The following is a 22,067-nucleotide window of genomic DNA, read 5'->3' as shown; positions in this document are numbered from 1 at the left end:
AGCTTTTTAGAACCCCTCGCATAGCAAGGGGTTTTCAATTCTACAATAAATAAAAACCTAATTTTGATATTATTTCAAAATGGGTTTAGAACTTATTTTATTGTGGCACTAATTGTCCACTTCTTTTTTTAAAAAAAGTACGGAATTCAGTAATGTCACTTTCTGTAATTTTTAAAGTTGAAAAGATTTTTTCATATTCTGATTTGTCGAGTTCAACAGCTCCGCCTTCAGCAAGATAAATGCGTTCAGCTGGTAAGCCTGTTTTTTCAGCGAGTTCTTCTTGTGTGTATTCTAAAGAAGTTCGACGATTTGTAATTAGCCCACCTTTAACCGCAGCCTCACCAAAAAATAACGACTCTGTTCCAGGAAAATCATTAATGAACCTTTTAACCGCATTAAATTTATTTAATTTAGCCATTTTAATCATCCTCTCCAAAGTATTCTTCAGGATTGCTTCTGACCAATTTATAAATATCATATGACTCATCCCTCAGCTTATCTGTTGGATCGAATTTGGGATTTAAAGTTTTAATGAATACTTTTGTAAAAACGAGGTAGCGTATATCATTATAATAATACGGAAAGAACAATAAACGCAAATGTTTATTGTTATCAAATCCATAACGTAATTCATAAATTGGCTGTTTTCGCAAAGCTTTTATAACTTCGTATCTCCGTGTATAATCATTTCCGTCAACAGAGATCGTTAATGTAGTATATCTGTTCGCGATGTCATTTAACTGCGAAGTACGAAGTTTAGTTTGAGCAGTAATTATGATGACTCTATCAGAGAACAAGGGTACACTAGAACTTATTCAGCTGTACGTACAATAGTTGAAAGAGTCTACAAGGAGTGTAAATATAATTTATCGAAAGAACAGAAGATTCATATTTCAAGAAAAAAACTTAGCTCTTGGTTGTGGAAACTGGAAGAAGAACTAAATAGAGAGGCAAGGATTCCCTAGAACACTGTTTTGAACGGTATCCTTCTTTAAAATCATTATACTATACAGTACAAGGATACCGTAAGTCTGTTCAAAATAAGGATTTTGAATCCTTTTTGCAACGGTTGAAGGAACAGTTATCCAGTAAGAAAATGCCTTTTTACTATTGTCCTTAAACTTCGTAGTGATTTTCAAGCAGTAAAAAACTCGTTTTTGTCTCCATATAGCAACGGTTTGCTAGAAGGACAGATCAATCGATTAAAGACCATCAAACGGATGACCTATGGACGAGCTGGGCTAGAGCTATTAGAAAAACGCATTCTTTATAGAATGTAAAATAATATTTGCGGAATCTATGACTAACTAATTTATCTTTTCATCAAAATTCCGTAAGAACCACTATAGTTTAGCATTTACAAATGTATCCTATCCAATTTATATTCCTCATAGTTAATGAATAACTTGTTAATCCAAAAGCATTAGGTGAATATTTTGCAGAGGGATAAAGCCTATATACTTAATTCAAAGAAATTGATGGCTTATGATGTTGATTTATATAATTTTATTGAGGGGCTGAGATAATGGGATTCAAAGATGAGTTTATGAAAATTGACGATGCTGTAAAATTACTTGATTTGTTAAAAGAAGCTCAACCTAAGGGGTTAGTCGATAAAGAGATGATACGTCATTTTAATGAAGCCTGTAAAAAGCAGACTGTTGGACAAACACCAGAAAAACATGATAACCCTTATTCATTAGCAAGAATAAGAAAAAAGCAGAATCCTTAACGGCATCTACAAAATGTTAGGTGTTTTTATTTTGAAAGGTGTGAGAAAAACGAAACTGCAATGCTATGACAGAACGTATATCAAGGATTATCTTGAAACACCAGAGGGTTATCTAACGGTTATAGATGTTCCAATTGTAAGAACTGGCGTATTTCCATACAATTTACATTCCTCATAGTTAATGAATAACGCGCTATGGCTCAGTATATCGTTTAAAAACAAAATCTGGATTGTACATCACAGCTAATAAAGCGTTTGTTGAGAAAGTATAAAATAAAGACCATGTGCTACTATAAATGTGAGTACATGGTCATTTTCGTTTATTCATCATATGGTCTGTATTTTGAGTAAAGCTCCTTAGCTGATTCCTTTCTATTTTCTATATCTTCCCTTAAAAATAGCCTATCTCGATTCACTTCTTTGATGGGAACCAATTTACCACGCTTTACAAGTGATCCTAATGCCTGACGAGATATTTGTAACTCTTCGATTACTTCCGATGAGGTTAATATTTCCGATTGCACTAATTGAATAAATTCTTCCTTTGAAGCCACTTGATATTTTGTCATAGCTTTTATCAATCCTTTAAAATTATTTTACACTGAGTCGAATGGTTAAATTATTTTATCTTATAAAAAGAAACTTACAATTGTTAAAATCAAGGCGATGATCGAAATAATCATTAATACTTTGTATTTCATGTGACATCATCCTTTCTTATTTTGTATAATGAAGGTGGGAGAGGGTTTCCCCTCTTCCCGATTTCCTTAACCCAGTAAGGCTTTTAGGAAATTTAGGATTGCAGTGATAACGTTAGTGACCGCTATCGTTATTACTGCTTTTTTCTTTTTGCCGTTCTCTTTCTTGTTGCTTTCGTTCCATTCGACTCATTTTATCACCTCCCTTTCTATATTTATATTATATAATATCTATTTACATTAGTTAATAGTTTTGCTACTATTTATTTGAAAATTTTCTATTATTTTTTATGCATTAAAAAAAGACCATCGCACGGATGATCTCTCAATCTTTTAAAGCATTTACATTCCTCATAGTTAATGAATAACAATTTTGTAATGCTTGATGATTTAGCTAAATGCTCATTTACATTCCTCATAGTTAATGAATGTTCAGATAAAATGAAAAGTTAGACGAGCATAAGCAAGAAATTTACATGGTTTTAAATCCCTCTATGTTCAGATAAAATGCGAATTATCGAAATGCGAAGAACGCTTAGAAGAGGACTTTAAATCCCTCTATGTTCAGATAAAATATGAATCTATAAATAGCATTAGTCGTTTTGACATGCGCTTTAAATCCCTCTATGTTCAGATAAAATAATAATCCTGCTATAACTTCTAAACGATATACGATCTTTAAATCCCTCTATGTTCAGATAAAATATGCACTGTTAATTCTAATTTAGCTTGATTGCATGACTTTAAATCCCTCTATGTTCAGATAAAATAAGGGGTTGTGCTAATGGGGAAATCAAAGGTTATGACTCTTTAAATCCCTCTATGTTCAGATAAAATTGGTTTACGGAATATTTTCAATTAGAGCACTCTGATCTTTAAATCCCTCTATGTTCAGATAAAATGACTGGTGGCGACGCACAAGCGGGCGGAACGACTTTCTTTAAATCCCTCTATGTTCAGATAAAATGTTAAATGCTGGTGAGAATAGCTTATCGGATCATGTCTTTAAATCCCTCTATGTTCAGATAAAATCGAATAGTAGCTTTTCACCTTCCTGGTTTTGCAAACTTTAAATCCCTCTATGTTCAGATAAAATGTTTTCCAATCGAATTACACAATTACGAAACTCAAACTTTAAATCCCTCTATGTTCAGATAAAATCTTGAAATCCCTGAAGCTTCTAACTTAAACGTTTTAAACTTTAAATCCCTCTATGTTCAGATAAAATTGCATGCTTTAACTTCCAATGAGTTGAATACATTCTTCTTTAAATCCCTCTATGTTCAGATAAAATAGAATAAAAAAAAAAATATTTTAATTACTCTTAAATCTTTAAATCCCTCTATGTTCAGATAAAATCCTTCGCGCTTGAGTTGCTTGATATACGCTTCGTCAAACTTTAAATCCCTCTATGTTCAGATAAAATAACAGCAATGTTAGAAAAACAATAGGAAGTGTAATCCTTTAAATCCCTCTATGTTCAGATAAAATCAAGCGGGACTCCGCAGGATTCGTTTTATTCCATTGTCTTTAAATCCCTCTATGTTCAGATAAAATGAACAATCAAATGAGGCGTGTTCTTATTTGGTGTAGACTTTAAATCCCTCTATGTTCAGATAAAATAATCGATGGTGCTGCATATAAGATACGCTCTCTAACCTTTAAATCCCTCTATGTTCAGATAAAATCGTATTCTCGTCAACCGAAGTACTTTCTTCTTCCCACTTTAAATCCCTCTATGTTCAGATAAAATCTTCGAATGTAACTTTTATTGGTTTGTCAGCATTGATCTTTAAATCCCTCTATGTTCAGATAAAATAACAGTTATTTATCCGAATCAAAAAATAAAATTATACTTTAAATCCCTCTATGTTCAGATAAAATTAAATTCTGTTACTTGTTACGTTTCTTCCATGGTAATCTTTAAATCCCTCTATGTTCAGATAAAATCTTGTCTGATTTCTGCACTCTGTTTTCTACGAGCGACTTTAAATCCCTCTATGTTCAGATAAAATAATTTGAGTTAGACGGGAAAGAACACATTATATTCACCTTTAAATCCCTCTATGTTCAGATAAAATAAGATTTCCAGATAAAAACATTGGTTGACGGCAAAGCTTTAAATCCCTCTATGTTCAGATAAAATAACATACCTAGATCAACGGTACATGACATTCTTAACTTTAAATCCCTCTATGTTCAGATAAAATGAAGCTCCAGAGACATACATACTGGATGCATATATAGCTTTAAATCCCTCTATGTTCAGATAAAATACCTCTAACTACTTGTATTTCTGTGATGGTTTGTTGCTTTAAATCCTCTATGTTCAGATAAAATGTGCTTCTTCTGCTAACTCTTCAACTTCCGTTTGCACTTTAAATCCCTCTATGTTCAGATAAAATTATACCATCTATCTTCATCCGAAACACTTTCGTCAATCTTTAAATCCCTCTATGTTCAGATAAAATACTTTCCTAAAACCGCATTATATCAACGTTTATAATAACAGATTTGCAGTGAACCTCTAGTGTTGCAAATCAAATTTTTCTAAAATGTGCTGCAAACATTGTCATATCAGCGTTTATAACGTTTTTAAATATTTTTCCAGGATTCACCACTAAAAAAATAAGTCCATATCTCCTTTTTCATTTCCTACAAATTCTTTTTTAATATTTTTCGGATTTCCTACAATATAATAGTATAAACTGTCTTCATCAGGATTAATAATAGCCTCAACAGCTTGACGACATTTTAAATATTGTGTTTTGGTAATTTCCCCCTCAAATACAGAATTCTGCGTCCAAGTTAAATATTCACGTAACTTCTTACATACTTTTCCTACTCTTTTTTCATTTACGTCATATGTAATAATCACAAACATTTTCTCACCACCAAGCTTGTAGTGGTTTATACTGCTCATCACCAATAACATGTTTTATTAATTTATAACATTCCAAACGAATAAAATAACGATAAGTTACATTTCTTTTTAAATGCCGATGTTTAATTGAATCTTTTAATTTCTTATCAAATGCAGAAATAAAAATTTTTCGTCCCTCTTCGGACAAATAAATCATACCATCATGGTCTTCAAAATGCTTCATTTGAATTTTTTTCGTATTCACTAATGCAATAATTAATGGGTCAACAAATAAAGGTTTGAATATTTCAGCTAAGTCTAAACAAAGTGAAAAGCGCTTTTGTGAAGGCTCATGCAAAAAGCTAATCGTTGAGTTTAACTGTGTTTTATAAATTTTCGTAATTCCAATCGATGATATTCTTTTTATATTCCGTTGAGTTTAACTGTGTTTTATAAATTTCCCCTAAAACAGTCGTATACATCATTGTATTTCCAAACGAAATCAGTGCATTAAAGGGATCTCTTGGAGGCCTTTTTGTTCTTTCTTCAAAGGCAAAATCTGTTGGAATCATCTCGTTTAATGTTCGATAATAATGCAAGATGTTTTTGAAACATTCTACAAAGCGTTGAAATCATCTCGTTTAATGTTCGATAATAATATTGTCGAATCATTCCTTCAACTCCCATTAACTGCGAAACAGACGTTGTTCCGTCAATTTGTTGTTTTAAGTTTTGAATTTCTTTCACATATTTCGAGGACATATTATTTTTCTTCCGATTTAGACGCAGCATATGATAAGCAGAGGATTGAACAAATGCCCTGGCAATATATAATCTCTTTGTCTTGTTCAAATAATGTTCACTTTGTTTAACTGTAACAATCCCTGATACTTTTTGCTTTCTTGGGATAAAACTTCCTGTGTAAAAGCCATAATAATTATAACAATGGACAGCTACCTCTTTTTGTCCAGCATAATTTAAAAAAGATGTATTTAAATTGATTTCACCAAACAAATGTAAATTTTCAACCTGTTCAACAGGCAAAGCACGTTTTTTCTCATCTTCTGATACTAAATAAATCGTATTATCTTTACGTTTTACAGTACCATTTGAAAACATAAAAAAGTCTCTTTGCAAATTATTCATCTCCTTCAGAGGAATAACAAAAATCATAATACGCACAACTTTTACAGTAAGGTAATTTTTTGAACTTAGGAGCCCATTCTGCTTCTATTATTTGATAAATTTCTGCAATTATTTTCTTTAATTGTTTTTCCTTCTCTTCAGTCAATTCCAATGTAATGACTTTTTTCTCTTTCGTATATGCAATTTCCCCCCCGCTTTTCAATACCGCGATTTTTTAATAGAAATAAGTAATATAAAAGCTGCCATTCATCAGCTTTTTGCATTTTACTGGATAACTTTGTTTCTTGAACAAATTCTGAATCCATCGCATCAATTACCGCATCGCCAATTTCTAATTCCTTATCCTTACGCTTATAAGAGTTTTCATGAAGTAATGTACCTTCTATTACTTTATCATGATCTGTTTCAAAAGAAATTTGTTTGCTATAAAGCCATAGCTTTCGTTTGCAAACAGTATAATATTGAACATGCAGTCCACCTATTTTTCGTTCCATCTCACACTCTCCTTATATATTAATAGTAAGAGTTATTTTTGATAGCTTTTTCAGTTGATTCACCCAATTAGAGAATAGGGTCAAAGTCTTCATCAACCGTTAATTCTAAACCTCGTTTTTCTGAATATTTTACATCTGTTGAATAATAAATATATTCAAATCCTTTTTGTGAAAAATGAGATAAGGTATATTGCCCTTTTTTCATTTTATATATTAAACTATTATAATTCACAGACACAATATAACTTTGTATTTCTAACATTATTTGCTGGCGTATCTTTTTTCTTTCTTGATTTGACAATTTAGGATCAATTTGTTGGTACTCTTCAATAAGTGATAATACAGCCTCATAATTTTCACACCCAGGGACAAAACTGCATGATTGAATTTTGCGCAAAATGCCCTGTGCTTCTTTTTTATTTTTTGTAAATGGTTGAATTCTTTCAAGTTCATCCATTGCTTGATCGAAAAGTAATAAATAAGTTGTCCCTTCTAATTGTTCCCGGCCAAATACATGCTCAACAATCAAAATTTTTTCTTGTTCGCCCAGTAACTCACCATCAAATCCGGATAATTCTCGTAATCCATTTTCAACAATTGGTAATTCATAAATGGCGTTTTTAATTCCCACTCCGCTGCTATTTGCCGCATCTGAACAAATAAACACATTTGTTTCTGTTGGTACACCACCCTCGTACCTCTTTCCTTTACGATTACATCGACCAAAACGTTGGAATAAAGCATCTGGTGTTGCAGCTTCTGTAAATAAAAAATCAAAATCAACATCAAGAGAGGCTTCAACAATTTGTGTTGTAATCCAAACGCCAACATCTTCGTTTTCTAGTGTTGCAAACTCCAATATCTTTGTCTCTTTTATTTGACGATGTTTTGCAATAAACTGAGAATGAAGCAAATAACAGTTGGTGCAATTTTTTAACTCATCATATAAAGTCAAGGCTTGCTTGACTGTATTAACAACAACTAATACCTTGGCATTTTCTGAACGTTTTAATATTTCTTCAACGCATTCTACTATAGAGCAAGGCATTAATTGTATTCGATGGCGTCGTGGAATTTCCATTTTCTCTTGTCGGTCATCTGGTATGAGTAATGTTTCTTCTATCGTATTTTCACCGAGTAATCCTAACTTTTTTAAACCTTCTTTGAAAATAGTTGGTAATGTTGCAGTCATAATCATCCACTGTCCACCTAGTTCATCAATCATTTTTAACCCTTTTAATAAGATGGCTACAATGTATGGATCATATGCCTGAATTTCATCAATCACAACCTTCGAATAGGCAAGCGTTGATAATTCTACTTCAAATCCCCGATAAAGTAATGGAAATTTAAACAGTTGATCGATTGTTGACAATGTTATTTTTTTCGCTAATCTTTTCGTATGTTCCACTTGTAAAATAGATTGTTCATAGGCCGTTTCATCTGTGTCTGCGTTTTTATCAAAAAAGTAATCAATTGCTGAAGAATGCAACAAACCCACATTTAAAAAGTTAATTTCTTGTTCATTTATAATCCGATCATACATCGCATTTAAACTAACACGTAAGGGCAATGTAATAAAACCTTTCCTCTCACCAATCCAAAGCAATGCGGCTTCTGTTTTGCCACTGCCTGTCTGTGCTACAAGTAAAATATTTTTATCTTGATGTTTAAATGTCATTTTTTGAAGAGGTCTTAATCCTCCATATGCTGACTCAAGATAAGATTTGGTATTTTCACCAACATTAGCTTCCACTGCTTGTTCAACATATTCATTTACATCTTCAAATTTTCTTTTAGCAGAAGCAGCATGATCAGCACGTTGAAGCAGTCCTTTTATAAGGATATACTTTTTAAAAAGATCGCTTTTTATATCTTTCAACATTTGTTCTCTTTTTATAAGAATATTTATAGCAGCTGGACTTGGATGATCCGCCACCGATATTTCCTTAATTACAGAAATATTATGCTTAATCTGTTGATCAAATAATGTCAGTAATACTTCTTTCGAAGGATATTCATCTCTTTCATGATGAAAGCCAACAGCGAATACTAAACAAATTAATTGTTCAAGTGAAAATAATTTTTTTAATTCTTTAAAAGGAAGTAGTCCAACAGATAGATAATTATGTGGGTAATTCCTCAATCCTTTCTTTCTATAGTTAGGATCAATTGCATTTTGAATTACATCTTGAAAACCATCACTATATTTTCCTAAATCATGATATTTAGCTGATAGCTCTATTAAATTCCAATCTTCCTTTGTTAAAAAAGAAAGATGCTTGCCATAATTTTGGCAAAGCACCTTTACGGCATCTAAAACATCGTTTGTATGTTCGAAAATAGTTAGTATGTCTGGTTTTGATTTTGCATAGTATATCATCTACTAACCCTCCATCAAAAAAACACTATATTTTCCATCTGATAATACTTCATCTATTTCTAATGTTTCACCCTTTGTAACATACAATACTGTGACATAATCCCATGTACGCCTATCATTATGGATTTCATATTTACGAGGAAGTCTATAATAAGGATTATTGGTAATTGTAAAAAATCTTTCCTTTTCTCCAAAAGGAATATATTGGTTATTTAATGTTTCCTCTAACTCTTGTTTTTTTACTTCTACAAAATCCACTTCATCAATCCGGACAACATCTTCCCATCTTCCAAGGCTAATCGCCGTATCTAAATGTTGAAACTTTTCATATAAGGTATTTAACACTGATTCTTCTGCTTCAATATGAATCACGTGTTCTACATTTAGTAGTAAATGTTGATACATAGGCATTGTTGAAACTAATTTAGAATCTATTTCCACTTCATTCGGCAATCCTGCTGTTGATACTAAAGCAGGAACTGTATTTTTTTTATAAATATACTTTTTTTGATAATCAATCAACATACTCTCAGATTGCCCTTGAATAGACAAATTCATCGGAATATATTCTGTCGCTCCCAAAACAGCATGTAGCATTCCCTTCACCGTTGAAAAAGGGGCAAGTGGGTAAGTTTCACCCACTTTAAAAGCAAATGGCTTTTGATAGCAAGCTGTTTCTTGAAATATTTTAAGCCTTAGTAACTTCATTCGATACCTCATAATATCTAGCAACTTCATTGACAACGGCTTGGAAAAATTGCTCCACTGTTTGTACTTTTTCACCAAAATGATCAAGGATAGCTGCTTCATTTGAAAAAGTACCTTCTGTTAAACCAACTTGCGTAAATTCTTTCATCGCCTGTCCACCAAACGTTAATTCGTCTGTTTGCAGAAGAGGAGTTAAATCTAATGCTCTACCATCTAAATGAATACGCCCTTGGAAAAATGGATTAGCAAGTGGATAGACTCCACCAATCACAAATAATGGAGTTAAGTTTTCTTGACGACCTCTAATATTACGAGATAACAATTTTAAAACATCAAGTAATTGTGCCACACGTTTAAAGCGTTCTTCATTTGATAATGTAATATCGTTATTGGCATCGATACCAACCTTAGATAAATCAATTGTGATAGTATAAGTGTAATAACTAATATGATTTTCTATATTCGCTAAGTTTGGATGTTCACCCTCACGCTCTGCAAGCCCCATATTCGTTAATAACTCCATATCTCCTGTATATGGTTCTAATGATAATGCATGACTTAAACGTGCTACTGCTGGACGTTTTAATGATTTTTTTCCAGTTTTTAAATATCCAAATAAATCCATTTCGACTGAATCTTCAATGGTTACATCATCTTTAAATTGTACTGTTCCTTTCGATTTTGATACCGTATCCAAATTCCAACCGAACAACTCATTTCCTAATCTCACAATATCATAACGAATTGACTGGCGTGATGCTAATGAATAAGTATTGCCATCAGCTCGATTAAATTTCTTTAACTCAGAAATGTTTCCAACGCCTTCTCCATAATTCAACGAACCTGCTTCTGTCACAACTGTTATTGTAATTGTTTTACTCATTTACACTCGCTCCTTCTTTTATATCATCTTCTTTTTGTATACTTGGTGTCAATCCAGCAATAAATGCTAGTGACATTGTGGCAAATTCACTATCTGACACGGTTTTCTTATCTAACATAGTGGTAAATTCTTTTCCAATAAATCTCCCTGTCTCTAAATGCAAGCGCACAGCTGTATCAAAAAATAAGTGACGATTTCCACCCTTTGAAGCATTTAATAAACGATAGACAATAGCTGTTAACTTTTTTTCTTGTGGTGCTACATAATTTTCATCACTACCACTATTTCCTTTTCCTAATAGTTTATTTCTTATTGCCGCCCCTGTTGCATACATACGATCTGTTAATGTAGTATCCTCCATTAAGATGTCCTCCCTTATTAGTAACTCACGCATTATTAACGCTTTTCTTACACTATATAAATTACGGATAGGCTCTTTTATCAATCGATATATCTCTTCAATAATAAGTGTTTTGCTATCTTGTCCTCGAAGTCCTTGTTGCATTAATTCTTCACGAAATTCATAGGGATATATTTTCGAAAAATTAATTTTTGGATTTTTCAAAATATTTTTAATGAATTTTTCATTCAAAATTCGATATTCTAATAATGTTTTTTTCTCTTTACTATAAGTTGTCCATTCTACCAATAATGTTATCTTTTCTCGTTCATTTTCAAGCCACTTCTTTTTATCATAACTATGAACTAAAGCATCACTGAAAAGTTCTTGATGAGATAATGATTGCATAAATAAATAATTTTTATTAAGCGTTTCTTGGCAATCCCCTTCTACATGCAAAAAACTAAATACAAAATCTTCGTCTCTACCAAATTTTCTTTTATAAGTCGCACATCCTAATGGTGCAATAAATAATAACAAGCGAGCAAATGCACTAATTTGTTGAATATTATTTACTTGTCCATCCCAACGATCATTTAAACTAGTAGAACCTAATGGCATGAACATCATTTCTTCATAAGGAAGTGTTGCCCATTGTTCAGCGATTGCACTACATTCCTCAATATGGTTAAACCATTCCCAATCGATCGTTTTAGATTTTTTATGCGCCTTACGATAATTTTTCGCAATACTATATTCACTTTCCTGTAAAATAGCAGTTGCTACTTCTTCATTTTTTTCTATAATAATTTGCTTCAATTTCCATTCCCATAAAATAGGTTCAATAAAATCTTTTGTAAAAACTTCTATTTGTTCTTTAAAGGTTAGACTGTTTTTAGTAACATTTAGGAAGGATACTTGTCCTCCTGATGCAGTTAACATCTTGGCTTTAACACTATTTAATGTTAATTTTTGATTTATTTTTGTTTGTTTTAACAATTGAATCGTTTCATTAATAATTCGAAGGATCTCTTCCATATTGGACTCTTTAAAAGCCGTTTTCATATCCGACAAAAGTGTTTGAGCTATAGAAGCATCCTCTTCAAAATATTTTATAACTTTTTCTAAACTATCTTTTAAACTTTTTTGTGTCCACGCAGAATAGTTCTTAAAAGTGTTTTCTTGTTGTTTCGTTTTTCGTTCTACATTAAATGTTAATGATTTTGTATATCTTTGCAATGTTTCTTCTTTTTTCTTTGCTACACTATAAAACTCCACCATATAATTAAAAAGTTTTTCAGGAAACCGCTCCATCCATTCAACTGGAATGTCTAATACATTGTTATCTACCTTTATTTGCTTTTCTGTATCTATACGTAACAGTGCCGTAGCACCCATCATAAACGGCCAATCATTGATTAATATCTTAGTCATAACAACTAATCACCTCCAAAGTCCCGTAACCTTGTGATGAACGGTTTCCTGTCCCATTCTGATACAAAAATTGTAAATCCTCTGGATGTCCTTTTAAAGTAATATCGCCTTTTTGTGCTGTGTAAAATAGTGTCCTTCCATCTGCATGTCGATTACTTTCTTGAATAACTTGTTTTTTTAAATGATGCTCTAAAATTTGAATTGGTTCATAAAGATTTCGACCATATAAATATTCAAATTGTTTATTCATGACAATATTTAATTCTCTTTCAAAAGACTCATCTTGAATTAATAATGGTTTATGGTTTTTATCCTCTAACAATATTGCGTTTAATATCTTAAATTTCACAATTTTTGTATGAATATGTTCTTCTGCTGCAATCTGCGTGCTCGTCACTTCAAGTGGATACTGTGGATGAAGGAACTCCCTCGTTTGACTAATACCATTAATAAATGCTATCCCTAAATTTGGATCAGATGTTGAAACCGTTAATGTTGCATTTTCCATATGAAATTCATTTTCCACCAATTTGAATTGCCTCATATATAAACTATACGTTAAACATTTTGGTCTTTTCCCTACATCATAAAGTTCATGGTATAACTCTGAATCCCCAATTCGAATCATTTCTTTTATAAAAGATAACAAGTACAATCGATAAAATTGTGGAATTTTCTGAACATTCATTTGAACTTTCAATCGCATAATATCACCTCTTTTATTTTTCTTTATGCAAATCTAATTTATGAATATAATATACCATTTATTTAAATATAAATAAACAAAAAAACCATTTATTTCGAAAATTAATAGTATTTTGGAAATTTAGACACAAATACTATTTTAATGTATTCTAATAGATATCAATGTTTTAAAGTTGAACTTTAGTGGGTTTTAAAGCTTTTCTTTTTTTCTATAGACATGCCTTTATTTGAACTCAGCGGTTAGTGGTGCATCCTGGAAATTTCATATAAATTCCTTTAAAAAGCCGATACAACAGTATTTATGGCACTTTGAAAAGAAACTCAATTTTCCACACTAAGGGTCCACTGCAAACTTATTGATAGAAACATTGGTATAATGCGGTTTTAGCATACTTTTATCTGAACTTAGTGGGTTTTAAATGAGCCTGAGCCGGGTCCAACTTGTGATGAGAAATTCACTTTTATCTGAACTTAGTGGGTTTTAAATTTGGAACCAATCACAGTTCCCCAATTCATGCGCAAGCTTTTATCTGAACTTAGTGGGTTTTAAATTGTGGAAGGTGAAGTAAGTACGACGATTGTATTCACCTTTTATCTGAACTTAGTGGGTTTTAAATTTAACTTGCTGTCAGCGACCGTTAAATCGCTTTCTACTTTTATCTGAACTTAGTGGGTTTTAAATAACAATCCATTTTCGCCACTTCCGACCAACTCAACCTTTTATCTGAACTTAGTGGGTTTTAAATGGTCCATCCACAGTATTGAAGTAGCGTTTTTTGAATTGCTTTTATCTGAACTTAGTGGGTTTTAAATAGTATCATTTTTTCACCCCTCTGGCACGATTTGACGCAGCTTTTATCTGAACTTAGTGGGTTTTAAATATTCTAAGTCAAAACGATCCAAATACACTTATAACTACTTTTATCTGAACTTAGTGGGTTTTAAATGGTTGAAGAATCTTGGAAAACACAAAATGAAGAAATCTTTTATCTGAACTTAGTGGGTTTTAAATGTACTAAATCGATAACGACTGTTGGAGCTCCGTCCTTTTATCTGAACTTAGTGGGTTTTAAATACCCTTACTCAACCCGTTTCCCTCTACAGGAATCCCACTTTTATCTGAACTTAGTGGGTTTTAAATATTTATCGCTTCTAGCGGCATTTCCATTAACTTGATGCTTTTATCTGAACTTAGTGGGTTTTAAATGTAATAGCTTTACGTACATCTGAATTATTCATAACTCTTTTATCTGAACTTAGTGGGTTTTAAATACGTCATTCCAACGTGTTGCTGCTGTTACTTTATTCTTTTATCTGAACTTAGTGGGTTTTAAATTGTAAAGCGAGTGCACCAAACGTTGTAAGTAGTTCTCTTTTATCTGAATGTATTTGATAAGCTAAAACTGAGCCACCATCGCAGTTGAAAAGTGAGCCACTTTTATATGAAAATAATCCTAACTTCAGAGTTAGGAGTGTATAGAGGTGATTTCAATGCAGAAGAAACAGAAAGTGCTACTTGCCTTTCATCAAGAAAATAAAAGCCAACGTCAAATTTCAAAAGAGCTGGGGATTTCTCGTAATACTGTAAAAAAGTATATCCAAGAAGATCTTGAAAAAAGAAAGCAAGATATTCGAGAATTACCTATTACAGATAATTATGTAACACCTCCGGCGTATAAAAAACGAAAAGGAAATAAACGTGCTTTAACGCCTACAGTAATGAAACGAATTAGAAAAATGTTAAAGGACAACGAACACAAGAGGCAACATCTAATGCACAAACAACAACTAAAAATGGTGGATATTCATGAAAAGCTGTTAGATGAGGGGTTTGAGATTAGCTATACAACTGTAAGAAACTTTGTAAATAGTGAGGAAAAACGTCAAAAAGAAGTCTTTATTCGACAAAAGGCAACTGCTGGTCATGAGATTGAATTTGACTGGGGAGAAGTAAAACTAACTATTAATCAAACATTAAGGTCTTTTTCTATGGCTGTCTTCACCCTACCATATAGTAATAATCGGTTCGCCTATTTGTATGAATCAGAAACAATGGTGTGCGTACAAGATGCACATGTAAAGTGTATTAATTATTTAGGCTTTGTACCAGAGGTATTCACATACGATAATATGCGAACTGTTGTAAAGAACTTTATTGGGACTGATCGTGAGATTACCGATGGTATGAAAAATCTATCGATGCATTATCATTTTAAAATCCGACTGTGTGAACCAAGAAAAGGCAATCAGAAGGGGCATGTGGAGCGAAGTGTAGAATACATCCGCAGGAAAGCATTTGCCCATCGAGATACGTTTACAAGTCTAGAAGAAGCTCAGGTATATTTAACAGAAATCATTATGAAATTAAACTCTCGTAAGCATTATAAGAAAAGCGAAACGCACCAAGAATTGATGCTAGAAGAACGTACAGCTCGGCAAGTAAGTGCAGATATTATTCCATTTGATGCATCTGAGTTATTTGAATTTAGAGTGGACAAATATAGCACGATTACTTATAGACAAAATCGTTATTCTGTTCCAGAAGGAAATGTTGGTGAATGGGTGAAAGTAAAAGCAAGTGCGGAAAAAATTCTTATTTTTAGTGAAAATGCCTGTATCGCGACACATAAGCGAAGTTGGCAGATCCATGAATGGATTATGGATATTTATCATTACTTACGTACATTTGAAAAGAAAAAAGGCGCATTGGCTCAAAGTGAAGGTTTGAGTCAAGCACCAACAAAAATAAAAAAATTATACAAAAACTATTATATTGGAAATGAGCGAGATTTTCTAGAGTTACTGATCTATCTAAAAGAACATAACAATCTAGAAAAGGTCATAGCAGCGATTGAGCAACTTGAGAAGAACCCTATGGTTCAAATAACAACAGAGAAAGTTATTTTCTTAGCTAATCAAGGCGAAGCTATTCATAAAACTGTACATTCCAAAAATGAGGTCACCACTCAATCTCTCGAAAATCTTTCAGCCATTACGGCATTATTTGAAACGAAAAAGACAGGGGTGCTTCATTAATGGATAAGAGACAAGAAATGATTGAAATGTGTAAAGAACTTCGATTACCAAGTATTCGGGCATTTATTCAAGAAGATGATATGTGGAAACAACATCAGACAGCAGAGGATTTTTTATATCACGCACTGGTACGATCGAGAAGTACGAGCAAAAGCGAATCGGATTCGTTCAGCCAATTTTCCTGAAAAGAAATTATTAACTGAATTAGAGACTGAGAGATTACCGCAAAATGTGGCCTCTCGTCTCCCGCATTTAAAGAAATTAGACTTTATTCAAGAAAAACAGAATGTATTATTAATTGGATCACCTGGAACAGGTAAAACCCATATTGCGATTGGTTTAGGAATTGAAGCTTGTTTAGCTGGGTATCAGGTGTATTTCACAACCGTTTCATCACTAGTCAATCAATTAAAGGAGAGTCGTTCTGAAAGAACGTTACGTTCATTTGAATTGAGGTTTGAAAAGTATGATTTAGTGATTATCGATGAGCTAGGTTATATTTCTTTTGATAAAGAAGGTGCAGAATTATTATTTACTCATCTTTCCCTACGTGTTGGACGAGCATCTACCATCGTTACGAGTAATTTATCATTTGACCGCTGGGAAGAAGTCTTTCATGATCCCGTTTTAACAGCTGCTTTAACAGATCGACTAACACATAGAGCTTATATGATAGACATGGTTGGACCATCTTATCGAATATTAGATACAAAAGAATGGCTAGAAAACAGTTCGGTTTAAGTGGCTCAGTTTTTAATTAATAAATGGCTCAATTTTTACTTGCGAAATACAGTGAGGAGTGAAAAGCGAATTTACATTCCTCATAGTTAATGAATAACGGCTTCTAGTATTAAAGTTCAGTGAAGTAATTGAATTATTTACATTCCTCATAGTTAATGAATAACTTGATCTAAGCCAATATGCTAATATTAGCATAGCCATATTTACATTCCTCATAGTTAATGAATAACTGTTAGAGCTGGATCAAAATCCGTTTCCGCTAAAAATTTACATTCCTCATAGTTAATGAATAACCTGTGATATCTAAATAAGCATAGCTGTATTTGGAATAATTTACATTCCTCATAGTTAATGAATAACGGATTTTTGATTGCGTCTTTAACCTTCTGAAGAACATTTACATTCCTCATAGTTAATGAATAACGCGAACGTGACAGTGGATACAATTAAAAATATCGAATTTACATTCCTCATAGTTAATGAATAACCGGACGTGTCGAATTAGATGCGAGTAGTCAAAAAATATTTACATTCCTCATAGTTAATGAATAACGTATAGATAGAGTCAGACCAACAAGTTAAAAAATAATTTACATTCCTCATAGTTAATGAATAACATGACGGGAAACCGGAGGAGGTTTTCACTTATACATTTACATTCCTCATAGTTAATGAATAACGATTTGACTTACAACTATCCTAACAGAGAGGGCTATGCAACTCCTAAAGTGTTTATTGCAAAATAAAAGTACAGAGGTTTGCGAGAAATTTGTGCAGAACTCAACTGCATAAAAAAAGGCTTGCCAGCCCCATAATAATTCCCTACTGTATTGATTGAGAGACCACAACAGTAGGAGGACATGAAAGGATGCTAGCGATGCCTGAAGTAAATTATATCAAACATTTAAGAGAAGAAGAAGATTTATCTATAAACGAGATTGCAAGAAAAACTGGTTGTAATTGGAGGACTGTTAAAAAATACGCAGATGGAGAAAGTTTTCAAGAAACACTCAAGTTCACTAAAAGAGGAATGATGTATGAGGAGGGGTTCGGAGAAATTGTTGACTGTTGGCTTGAGGAGGACATGAAACTCAAGAGAAAAGACCGAAGAACTAGCAAGAAGATCCATGAAGAACTTAGAAACAACCATGATTTTAAAGGTTCGTATCGGACCGTATGCGAATATATCCAACACCGAAAGCCCCAACTCAAAGCAGCCAAGGTTGAAAGACATGAGCGTTTAGAACACCCTCCGGGTGAAGCACAAGTGGACTTCGGAAACATGACTGTGGTAAAAGACGGAGCGTATAAAGATGTCAAAGCCCTAATCTTGAGTTTTCCACATAGTAATGCTGGATTTAGCTACCCTCTTCCAAGCGAAAATACGGAGTGTTTCCTTGAAGGGCTAAAGGAGTTGTTTCACCAGGCTGGAGGGGTCCCAACCTATCTACGTATTGATAACTTGTCTGCGGCAGTAATTTCAATTGGCAAAGGGGACAAACGGACCTACACTGACGCATTTTTGAGATTCAAGTGCCATTATGGTTTTGAAGTGCAGCCATGTAATCCGTCAAGCGGGCATGAGAAAGGAAATGTGGAAAAGAAGGTTGGTTATACAAGGAATAATCTATTTACAACAGCACCGATAATGAAGAGTTTTCCACAATTAGCGGACTGGTTGAAGGAGGAAATGGAAAAGGATCGGCAACGCCTCCACTATGAAAAAAATGTGTTGATTGATGAGTTGTGGAAAGAGGATAAAAAACATTTGAAAGCCTTACCTTTAACGGATCTTCCGATTTATTCTGTAAAATCCACAAAGGTTAATAAATATGGGGAAATTGAAGTTGACGGTAAAAAAATTGTTATCCACAAAGCGAAAATGAAACAAGGATTGGTCCTCAAAATGGAATGGGATCGATTCACCTGTTTTACGAATGGCGGAGAAATTGTTTACCAGGAAGACCGCCCTTATATGAATACAACAAGAGCGATACCATGGAATGATATTTTAATAGATTGGGAGAAGAAGCCCCGGTCTGTCAAGTATTCACGATTCTTTAAATATTTTCCTGAGAGGGTTCAAGCGTATCTGACGATACACCCGGAAGAAACCCGAGCAAGGGTTAAAGGTATAAAGAAACTATTAGAGAAGCATACACTAGATGATATTCACTCCTCTCTGGAAACAGAAGAACGGCTTGAAAGAGCTCCACATGAACTGGGGTATATCCTAGAAGCTAAGGAAGCTGCTTATCCAGAAAAATTAACCGAAGTACACACACCTGAGATTTTGCTTAACTACGAAACAGATTTGCACACTTATGATAAAAAACTTTGTCCTTCCTTGGAAGGAGGTGTTTCCTGATGAACGATTTAAAGGCCATTTGTAAAACACTCCACCTTGCCCATATTATCGAGGAATTTGAGGAGATACCTTTTGAAAGCAAAGAACAGTTTTTACGTGATATTCTATCGATTGAAGTCAATTCCAGACAAACCACCAAAATCGCTAGACTGATAAAAAAGGCTAAATTTAGAGAGCTTAAATGGCTTAGGGATTATGAATGGTCCGACCAGCTGCACTTACCAGCAACAACCTCGAAAGAGGAAATCTGTGACCTCCGTTTTATAAAGAAAAAACAGAATCTTCTACTTTTAGGAACGCCAGGCACTGGGAAAACTCATCTAGGAACGGCTTTAGGTGTTAAGGCATGTGAACTGGGATTTGAGGTCCGTTTCTTTAGGGTGGCTGATTTGGTGGGACAATTAGAAGAAGCGATGAAAGAAGGCACCTTGCAGAGATTAAAACGACAGATTGAGAAGTGCGATTTGCTTATACTGGATGAATTGGGATACGTTCCTTTTCAAAAGCAAGGATCGGAATTATTGTTTCACATTATTGCAGACTGTTACGAGCATAAAAGTGTGATTGTAACCTCCAATTTGGAGTTTGGTCAGTGGAATCGGGTTTTTGGGGATAACCGTCTAACTTCCGCCCTTGTGGACAGACTAGTTCACCACGCGCATGTCATAGCGTTCACAGGGGAAAGCTACCGGTTGAAAAATGCCTTATCCTCCGTAAAAACGGATACTGGGATTTAATGTAAAAGAAAAGCTGCAAGCCTATGTAAATTTCTCTGCAATTTTCTGCACTTTTATTTTGCAATAAACACCTCATAGTTAATGAATAACCTTGTTAATGAGACAGTTGAACAAGAAGCAATCATCGAATTTACATTCCTCATAGTTAATGAATAACCCCCAAACAGAATTGTTAATTTAGCAAGTTTAATTCATTTACATTCCTCATAGTTAATGAATAACAACCGAAAATGATAGCAATCGTTTAACCTTTGTCGAATTTACATTCCTCATAGTTAATGAATAACAAGAAGGGATCCCAAGGGTATGGGCATATCAGAGATATTTACATTCCTCATAGTTAATGAATAACACACGTTTTTCAAGCCTTTTTAGAAATGATTGCCTTGATTTACATTCCTCATAGTTAATGAATAACTTTGATTACAACGATACAACTTTTATGAATTTAAAAATTTACATTCCTCATAGTTAATGAATAACGGATTTCTTACACCCCCTTTTTACTATAGTGTGTCGATTTACATTCCTCATAGTTAATGAATAACTGCCGCGTCTCCAGCGTAGCGTTTTGGTTTGCCGAAATTTACATTCCTCATAGTTAATGAATAACGTTAAAGGCTTTCCTCCTTAATTGTCGAATATTGACAAATTTACATTCCTCATAGTTAATGAATAACAAGACAAAGAAAATAAACTTCAGCAAGAAGTAGACAATTTACATTCCTCATAGTTAATGAATAACTTCCATCCTGTATCGTATTGATCACGTACATACTTATTTACATTCCTCATAGTTAATGAATAACATTTTCTGTAACGTCTTTATAAATCATTAATTGATTATTTACATTCCTCATAGTTAATGAATAACGAACAACTTTCAGAAGCATTTGTAAAGCAAATAACATTTACATTCCTCATAGTTAATGAATAACGATTACCATTTAACTTGTATAAACACATATCTATCTGAATTTACATTCCTCATAGTTAATGAATAACGATATAGCAGATTTAAAAGCAAGTATAGAACTGATATTTACATTCCTCATAGTTAATGAATAACGGCTTGCGTCAGAAAAAATAATACATCGAGAGTAAGCCCGTAATCAAATAACGCATATAAAAAAATCTGGCACCTTCGGTACAATAAACGTATCAATTAAGGGGGGGCCTTTCCTATGCCTACAAATAAATTAACGATTGTTCCTGTCAAACTAGATCCTATCACTGATAAAATGTTTTCCATGATTTCTTCGCAATCTTCTGCTGATCCAAGCTGCGTTATCAAAACAGCAACGGCTGAAATTTCCTTCTTCAATAATGCAGATGAGCGCATCATCCAATCGGTAATGAAGGAGCTGAACAATCGATGAAGCATGATTTTACGAGCGTACAAAACATCTACATCATTTGCGGCAAGACAGATATGCGTAAAGGCATTGATGGTCTCGCAACGCTTATTCAAGATTCTTTTGAATTGGATCCATATAGTGATTCCATCTTTCTATTTTCTGGATGGAGCAAGGACCGCTATAAATGTTTGTATTTCGATGGAGATGGCTTCGCCATGCTTTATAAACGGTTAGATAATGGAAAGTTACAATGGCTAAAAGATGAAAATGAAGTACGTAACCTTTCGCAACAGGAGCTTCGCTGGTTATTAGAAGGACTATCCCTTCAACAGCCAAAGGCGATTGCGAAATCTGTAAAAGGGGTCTTTTAAAAACCTTATTCCGAATGGTATAATCAGCCATAGATGAAACCGAACGGAAATGTGGTGTCCGAATTGTCGA

General features: G+C 33.4%; 18 protein-coding genes, 3 pseudogenes and 4 CRISPR repeat arrays. Of the genes and pseudogenes, 9 read left to right on the top strand and 12 right to left on the bottom strand.

Annotation, left to right across the window (positions count from 1 at the left end):
• Positions 1-97: 97 nt before the first annotated feature.
• The gene (locus FEZ13_RS00220) at positions 98-418 is read right to left on the bottom strand and encodes a helix-turn-helix domain-containing protein (protein WP_146550996.1); all 321 of its coding nucleotides are present in this window, start codon (positions 416-418) and stop codon (positions 98-100) included.
• A gap of 703 nt (positions 419-1,121) precedes the next feature.
• Here FEZ13_RS00220 and FEZ13_RS00215 point away from each other — a divergent pair.
• From FEZ13_RS00215 to FEZ13_RS20345, 3 genes and pseudogenes are all read left to right on the top strand, one after another.
• Positions 1,122-1,280 (top strand): annotated as a pseudogene (locus FEZ13_RS00215) (transposase); the annotation flags it as partial.
• Between the two features lie 245 nt (positions 1,281-1,525).
• Positions 1,526-1,732 carry a hypothetical protein gene (locus FEZ13_RS00210; protein WP_146550995.1) on the top strand — a complete coding sequence of 69 codons (207 nt, stop codon included), beginning with the start codon at positions 1,526-1,528 and terminating at the stop codon, positions 1,730-1,732.
• A gap of 185 nt (positions 1,733-1,917) precedes the next feature.
• Positions 1,918-2,004 carry a DUF5776 domain-containing protein gene (locus FEZ13_RS20345; RefSeq protein ID WP_222434413.1) on the top strand — a complete coding sequence of 29 codons (87 nt, stop codon included), beginning with the start codon at positions 1,918-1,920 and terminating at the stop codon, positions 2,002-2,004.
• Between the two features lie 48 nt (positions 2,005-2,052).
• Here FEZ13_RS20345 and FEZ13_RS00205 read toward each other — a convergent pair whose 3' ends face one another.
• From FEZ13_RS00205 to cas6, 11 genes and pseudogenes are all read right to left on the bottom strand, one after another.
• On the bottom strand, positions 2,053-2,301 hold the full coding sequence (locus FEZ13_RS00205) for a helix-turn-helix domain-containing protein (protein WP_146550994.1): 249 nt from the start codon (positions 2,299-2,301) through the stop codon (positions 2,053-2,055).
• Between the two features lie 609 nt (positions 2,302-2,910).
• A CRISPR array of direct repeats spans positions 2,911-4,901; the repeat unit is 29 nt; unit sequence CTTTAAATCCCTCTATGTTCAGATAAAAT.
• Between the two features lie 149 nt (positions 4,902-5,050).
• Entirely contained in the window at positions 5,051-5,314 is a 264-nt protein-coding gene (gene cas2 / locus FEZ13_RS00200; RefSeq protein WP_146550993.1) for a CRISPR-associated endonuclease Cas2, read from the bottom strand.
• A gap of 4 nt (positions 5,315-5,318) precedes the next feature.
• Positions 5,319-5,651, bottom strand: coding sequence for a CRISPR-associated endonuclease Cas1 (gene cas1, locus FEZ13_RS19895; protein WP_255473025.1), 333 nt, complete (start codon positions 5,649-5,651; stop codon positions 5,319-5,321).
• A 28-nt stretch (positions 5,652-5,679) separates the two neighbouring features.
• Positions 5,680-5,865 carry a CRISPR-associated endonuclease Cas1 gene (locus tag FEZ13_RS19890; protein ID WP_255473024.1) on the bottom strand — a complete coding sequence of 62 codons (186 nt, stop codon included), beginning with the start codon at positions 5,863-5,865 and terminating at the stop codon, positions 5,680-5,682.
• Complete coding sequence (gene cas1, locus FEZ13_RS19885; RefSeq protein ID WP_255473023.1) at positions 5,840-6,430, bottom strand: CRISPR-associated endonuclease Cas1; 591 nt, start codon at positions 6,428-6,430, stop codon at positions 5,840-5,842. The genes FEZ13_RS19890 and cas1 (FEZ13_RS19885) overlap by 26 nt, the downstream gene beginning before the upstream one ends.
• Position 6,431: 1 nt before the next feature.
• Positions 6,432-6,933 (bottom strand): annotated as a pseudogene (gene cas4, locus FEZ13_RS00190) (CRISPR-associated protein Cas4).
• A gap of 67 nt (positions 6,934-7,000) precedes the next feature.
• Positions 7,001-9,316 (bottom strand): CRISPR-associated helicase Cas3', encoded by a 2,316-nt coding sequence (gene cas3, locus FEZ13_RS00185; RefSeq protein WP_146550992.1) that lies wholly within the window; start codon positions 9,314-9,316, stop codon positions 7,001-7,003.
• A 3-nt stretch (positions 9,317-9,319) separates the two neighbouring features.
• Complete coding sequence (gene cas5b / locus FEZ13_RS00180) at positions 9,320-10,024, bottom strand: type I-B CRISPR-associated protein Cas5b (protein ID WP_146550991.1); 705 nt, start codon at positions 10,022-10,024, stop codon at positions 9,320-9,322.
• Positions 10,005-10,907 carry a type I-B CRISPR-associated protein Cas7/Cst2/DevR gene (gene cas7i / locus FEZ13_RS00175; RefSeq protein ID WP_146550990.1) on the bottom strand — a complete coding sequence of 301 codons (903 nt, stop codon included), beginning with the start codon at positions 10,905-10,907 and terminating at the stop codon, positions 10,005-10,007. The genes cas5b and cas7i overlap by 20 nt, the downstream gene beginning before the upstream one ends.
• Positions 10,900-12,681: a hypothetical protein gene (locus tag FEZ13_RS00170; RefSeq protein ID WP_146550989.1), complete on the bottom strand. Its 1,782-nt coding sequence runs from the start codon at positions 12,679-12,681 to the stop codon at positions 10,900-10,902. The genes cas7i and FEZ13_RS00170 overlap by 8 nt, the downstream gene beginning before the upstream one ends.
• Positions 12,674-13,387 (bottom strand): CRISPR-associated endoribonuclease Cas6, encoded by a 714-nt coding sequence (cas6, locus tag FEZ13_RS00165; RefSeq protein ID WP_146550988.1) that lies wholly within the window; start codon positions 13,385-13,387, stop codon positions 12,674-12,676. The genes FEZ13_RS00170 and cas6 overlap by 8 nt, the downstream gene beginning before the upstream one ends.
• Positions 13,388-13,778: 391 nt before the next feature.
• A CRISPR array of direct repeats spans positions 13,779-14,722; the repeat unit is 29 nt; unit sequence CTTTTATCTGAACTTAGTGGGTTTTAAAT.
• Between the two features lie 155 nt (positions 14,723-14,877).
• Between cas6 and istA (FEZ13_RS00160) the strand changes: the two genes are divergently transcribed.
• From istA (FEZ13_RS00160) to tnpB, 6 genes and pseudogenes are all read left to right on the top strand, one after another.
• Positions 14,878-16,422, top strand: coding sequence for an IS21 family transposase (gene istA / locus FEZ13_RS00160; RefSeq protein ID WP_146550987.1), 1,545 nt, complete (start codon positions 14,878-14,880; stop codon positions 16,420-16,422).
• Positions 16,422-17,163, top strand: a pseudogene (gene istB / locus FEZ13_RS00155) (IS21-like element helper ATPase IstB). The gene istA (FEZ13_RS00160) and the pseudogene istB (FEZ13_RS00155) overlap by 1 nt, the downstream one beginning before the upstream one ends.
• A 69-nt stretch (positions 17,164-17,232) precedes the next feature.
• Positions 17,233-17,843: direct repeats of the CRISPR family, unit length 29 nt; unit sequence ATTTACATTCCTCATAGTTAATGAATAAC.
• A gap of 188 nt (positions 17,844-18,031) precedes the next feature.
• Positions 18,032-19,531 (top strand): IS21 family transposase, encoded by a 1,500-nt coding sequence (istA, locus tag FEZ13_RS00150; RefSeq protein WP_146550986.1) that lies wholly within the window; start codon positions 18,032-18,034, stop codon positions 19,529-19,531.
• Positions 19,531-20,268: an IS21-like element helper ATPase IstB gene (gene istB, locus FEZ13_RS00145; protein WP_370467591.1), complete on the top strand. Its 738-nt coding sequence runs from the start codon at positions 19,531-19,533 to the stop codon at positions 20,266-20,268. Before istA (FEZ13_RS00150) ends, istB (FEZ13_RS00145) begins: the two co-directional genes overlap by 1 nt.
• A 128-nt stretch (positions 20,269-20,396) precedes the next feature.
• Positions 20,397-21,337: a CRISPR direct-repeat array (repeat unit 29 nt; unit sequence ATTTACATTCCTCATAGTTAATGAATAAC).
• Between the two features lie 115 nt (positions 21,338-21,452).
• Positions 21,453-21,647 carry a hypothetical protein gene (locus FEZ13_RS00140; protein ID WP_146550985.1) on the top strand — a complete coding sequence of 65 codons (195 nt, stop codon included), beginning with the start codon at positions 21,453-21,455 and terminating at the stop codon, positions 21,645-21,647.
• The gene (tnpB, locus tag FEZ13_RS00135) at positions 21,644-21,997 is read left to right on the top strand and encodes an IS66 family insertion sequence element accessory protein TnpB (RefSeq protein WP_146550984.1); all 354 of its coding nucleotides are present in this window, start codon (positions 21,644-21,646) and stop codon (positions 21,995-21,997) included. The genes FEZ13_RS00140 and tnpB overlap by 4 nt, the downstream gene beginning before the upstream one ends.
• Positions 21,998-22,067 lie beyond the last annotated feature (70 nt).

Source organism: Rummeliibacillus sp. SL167, assembly GCF_007896505.1.
GTDB classification, from domain to species: Bacteria; Bacillota; Bacilli; order Bacillales_A; family Planococcaceae; genus Rummeliibacillus; species Rummeliibacillus suwonensis.
This window is presented reverse-complemented; position numbering and strand designations above follow the sequence as displayed.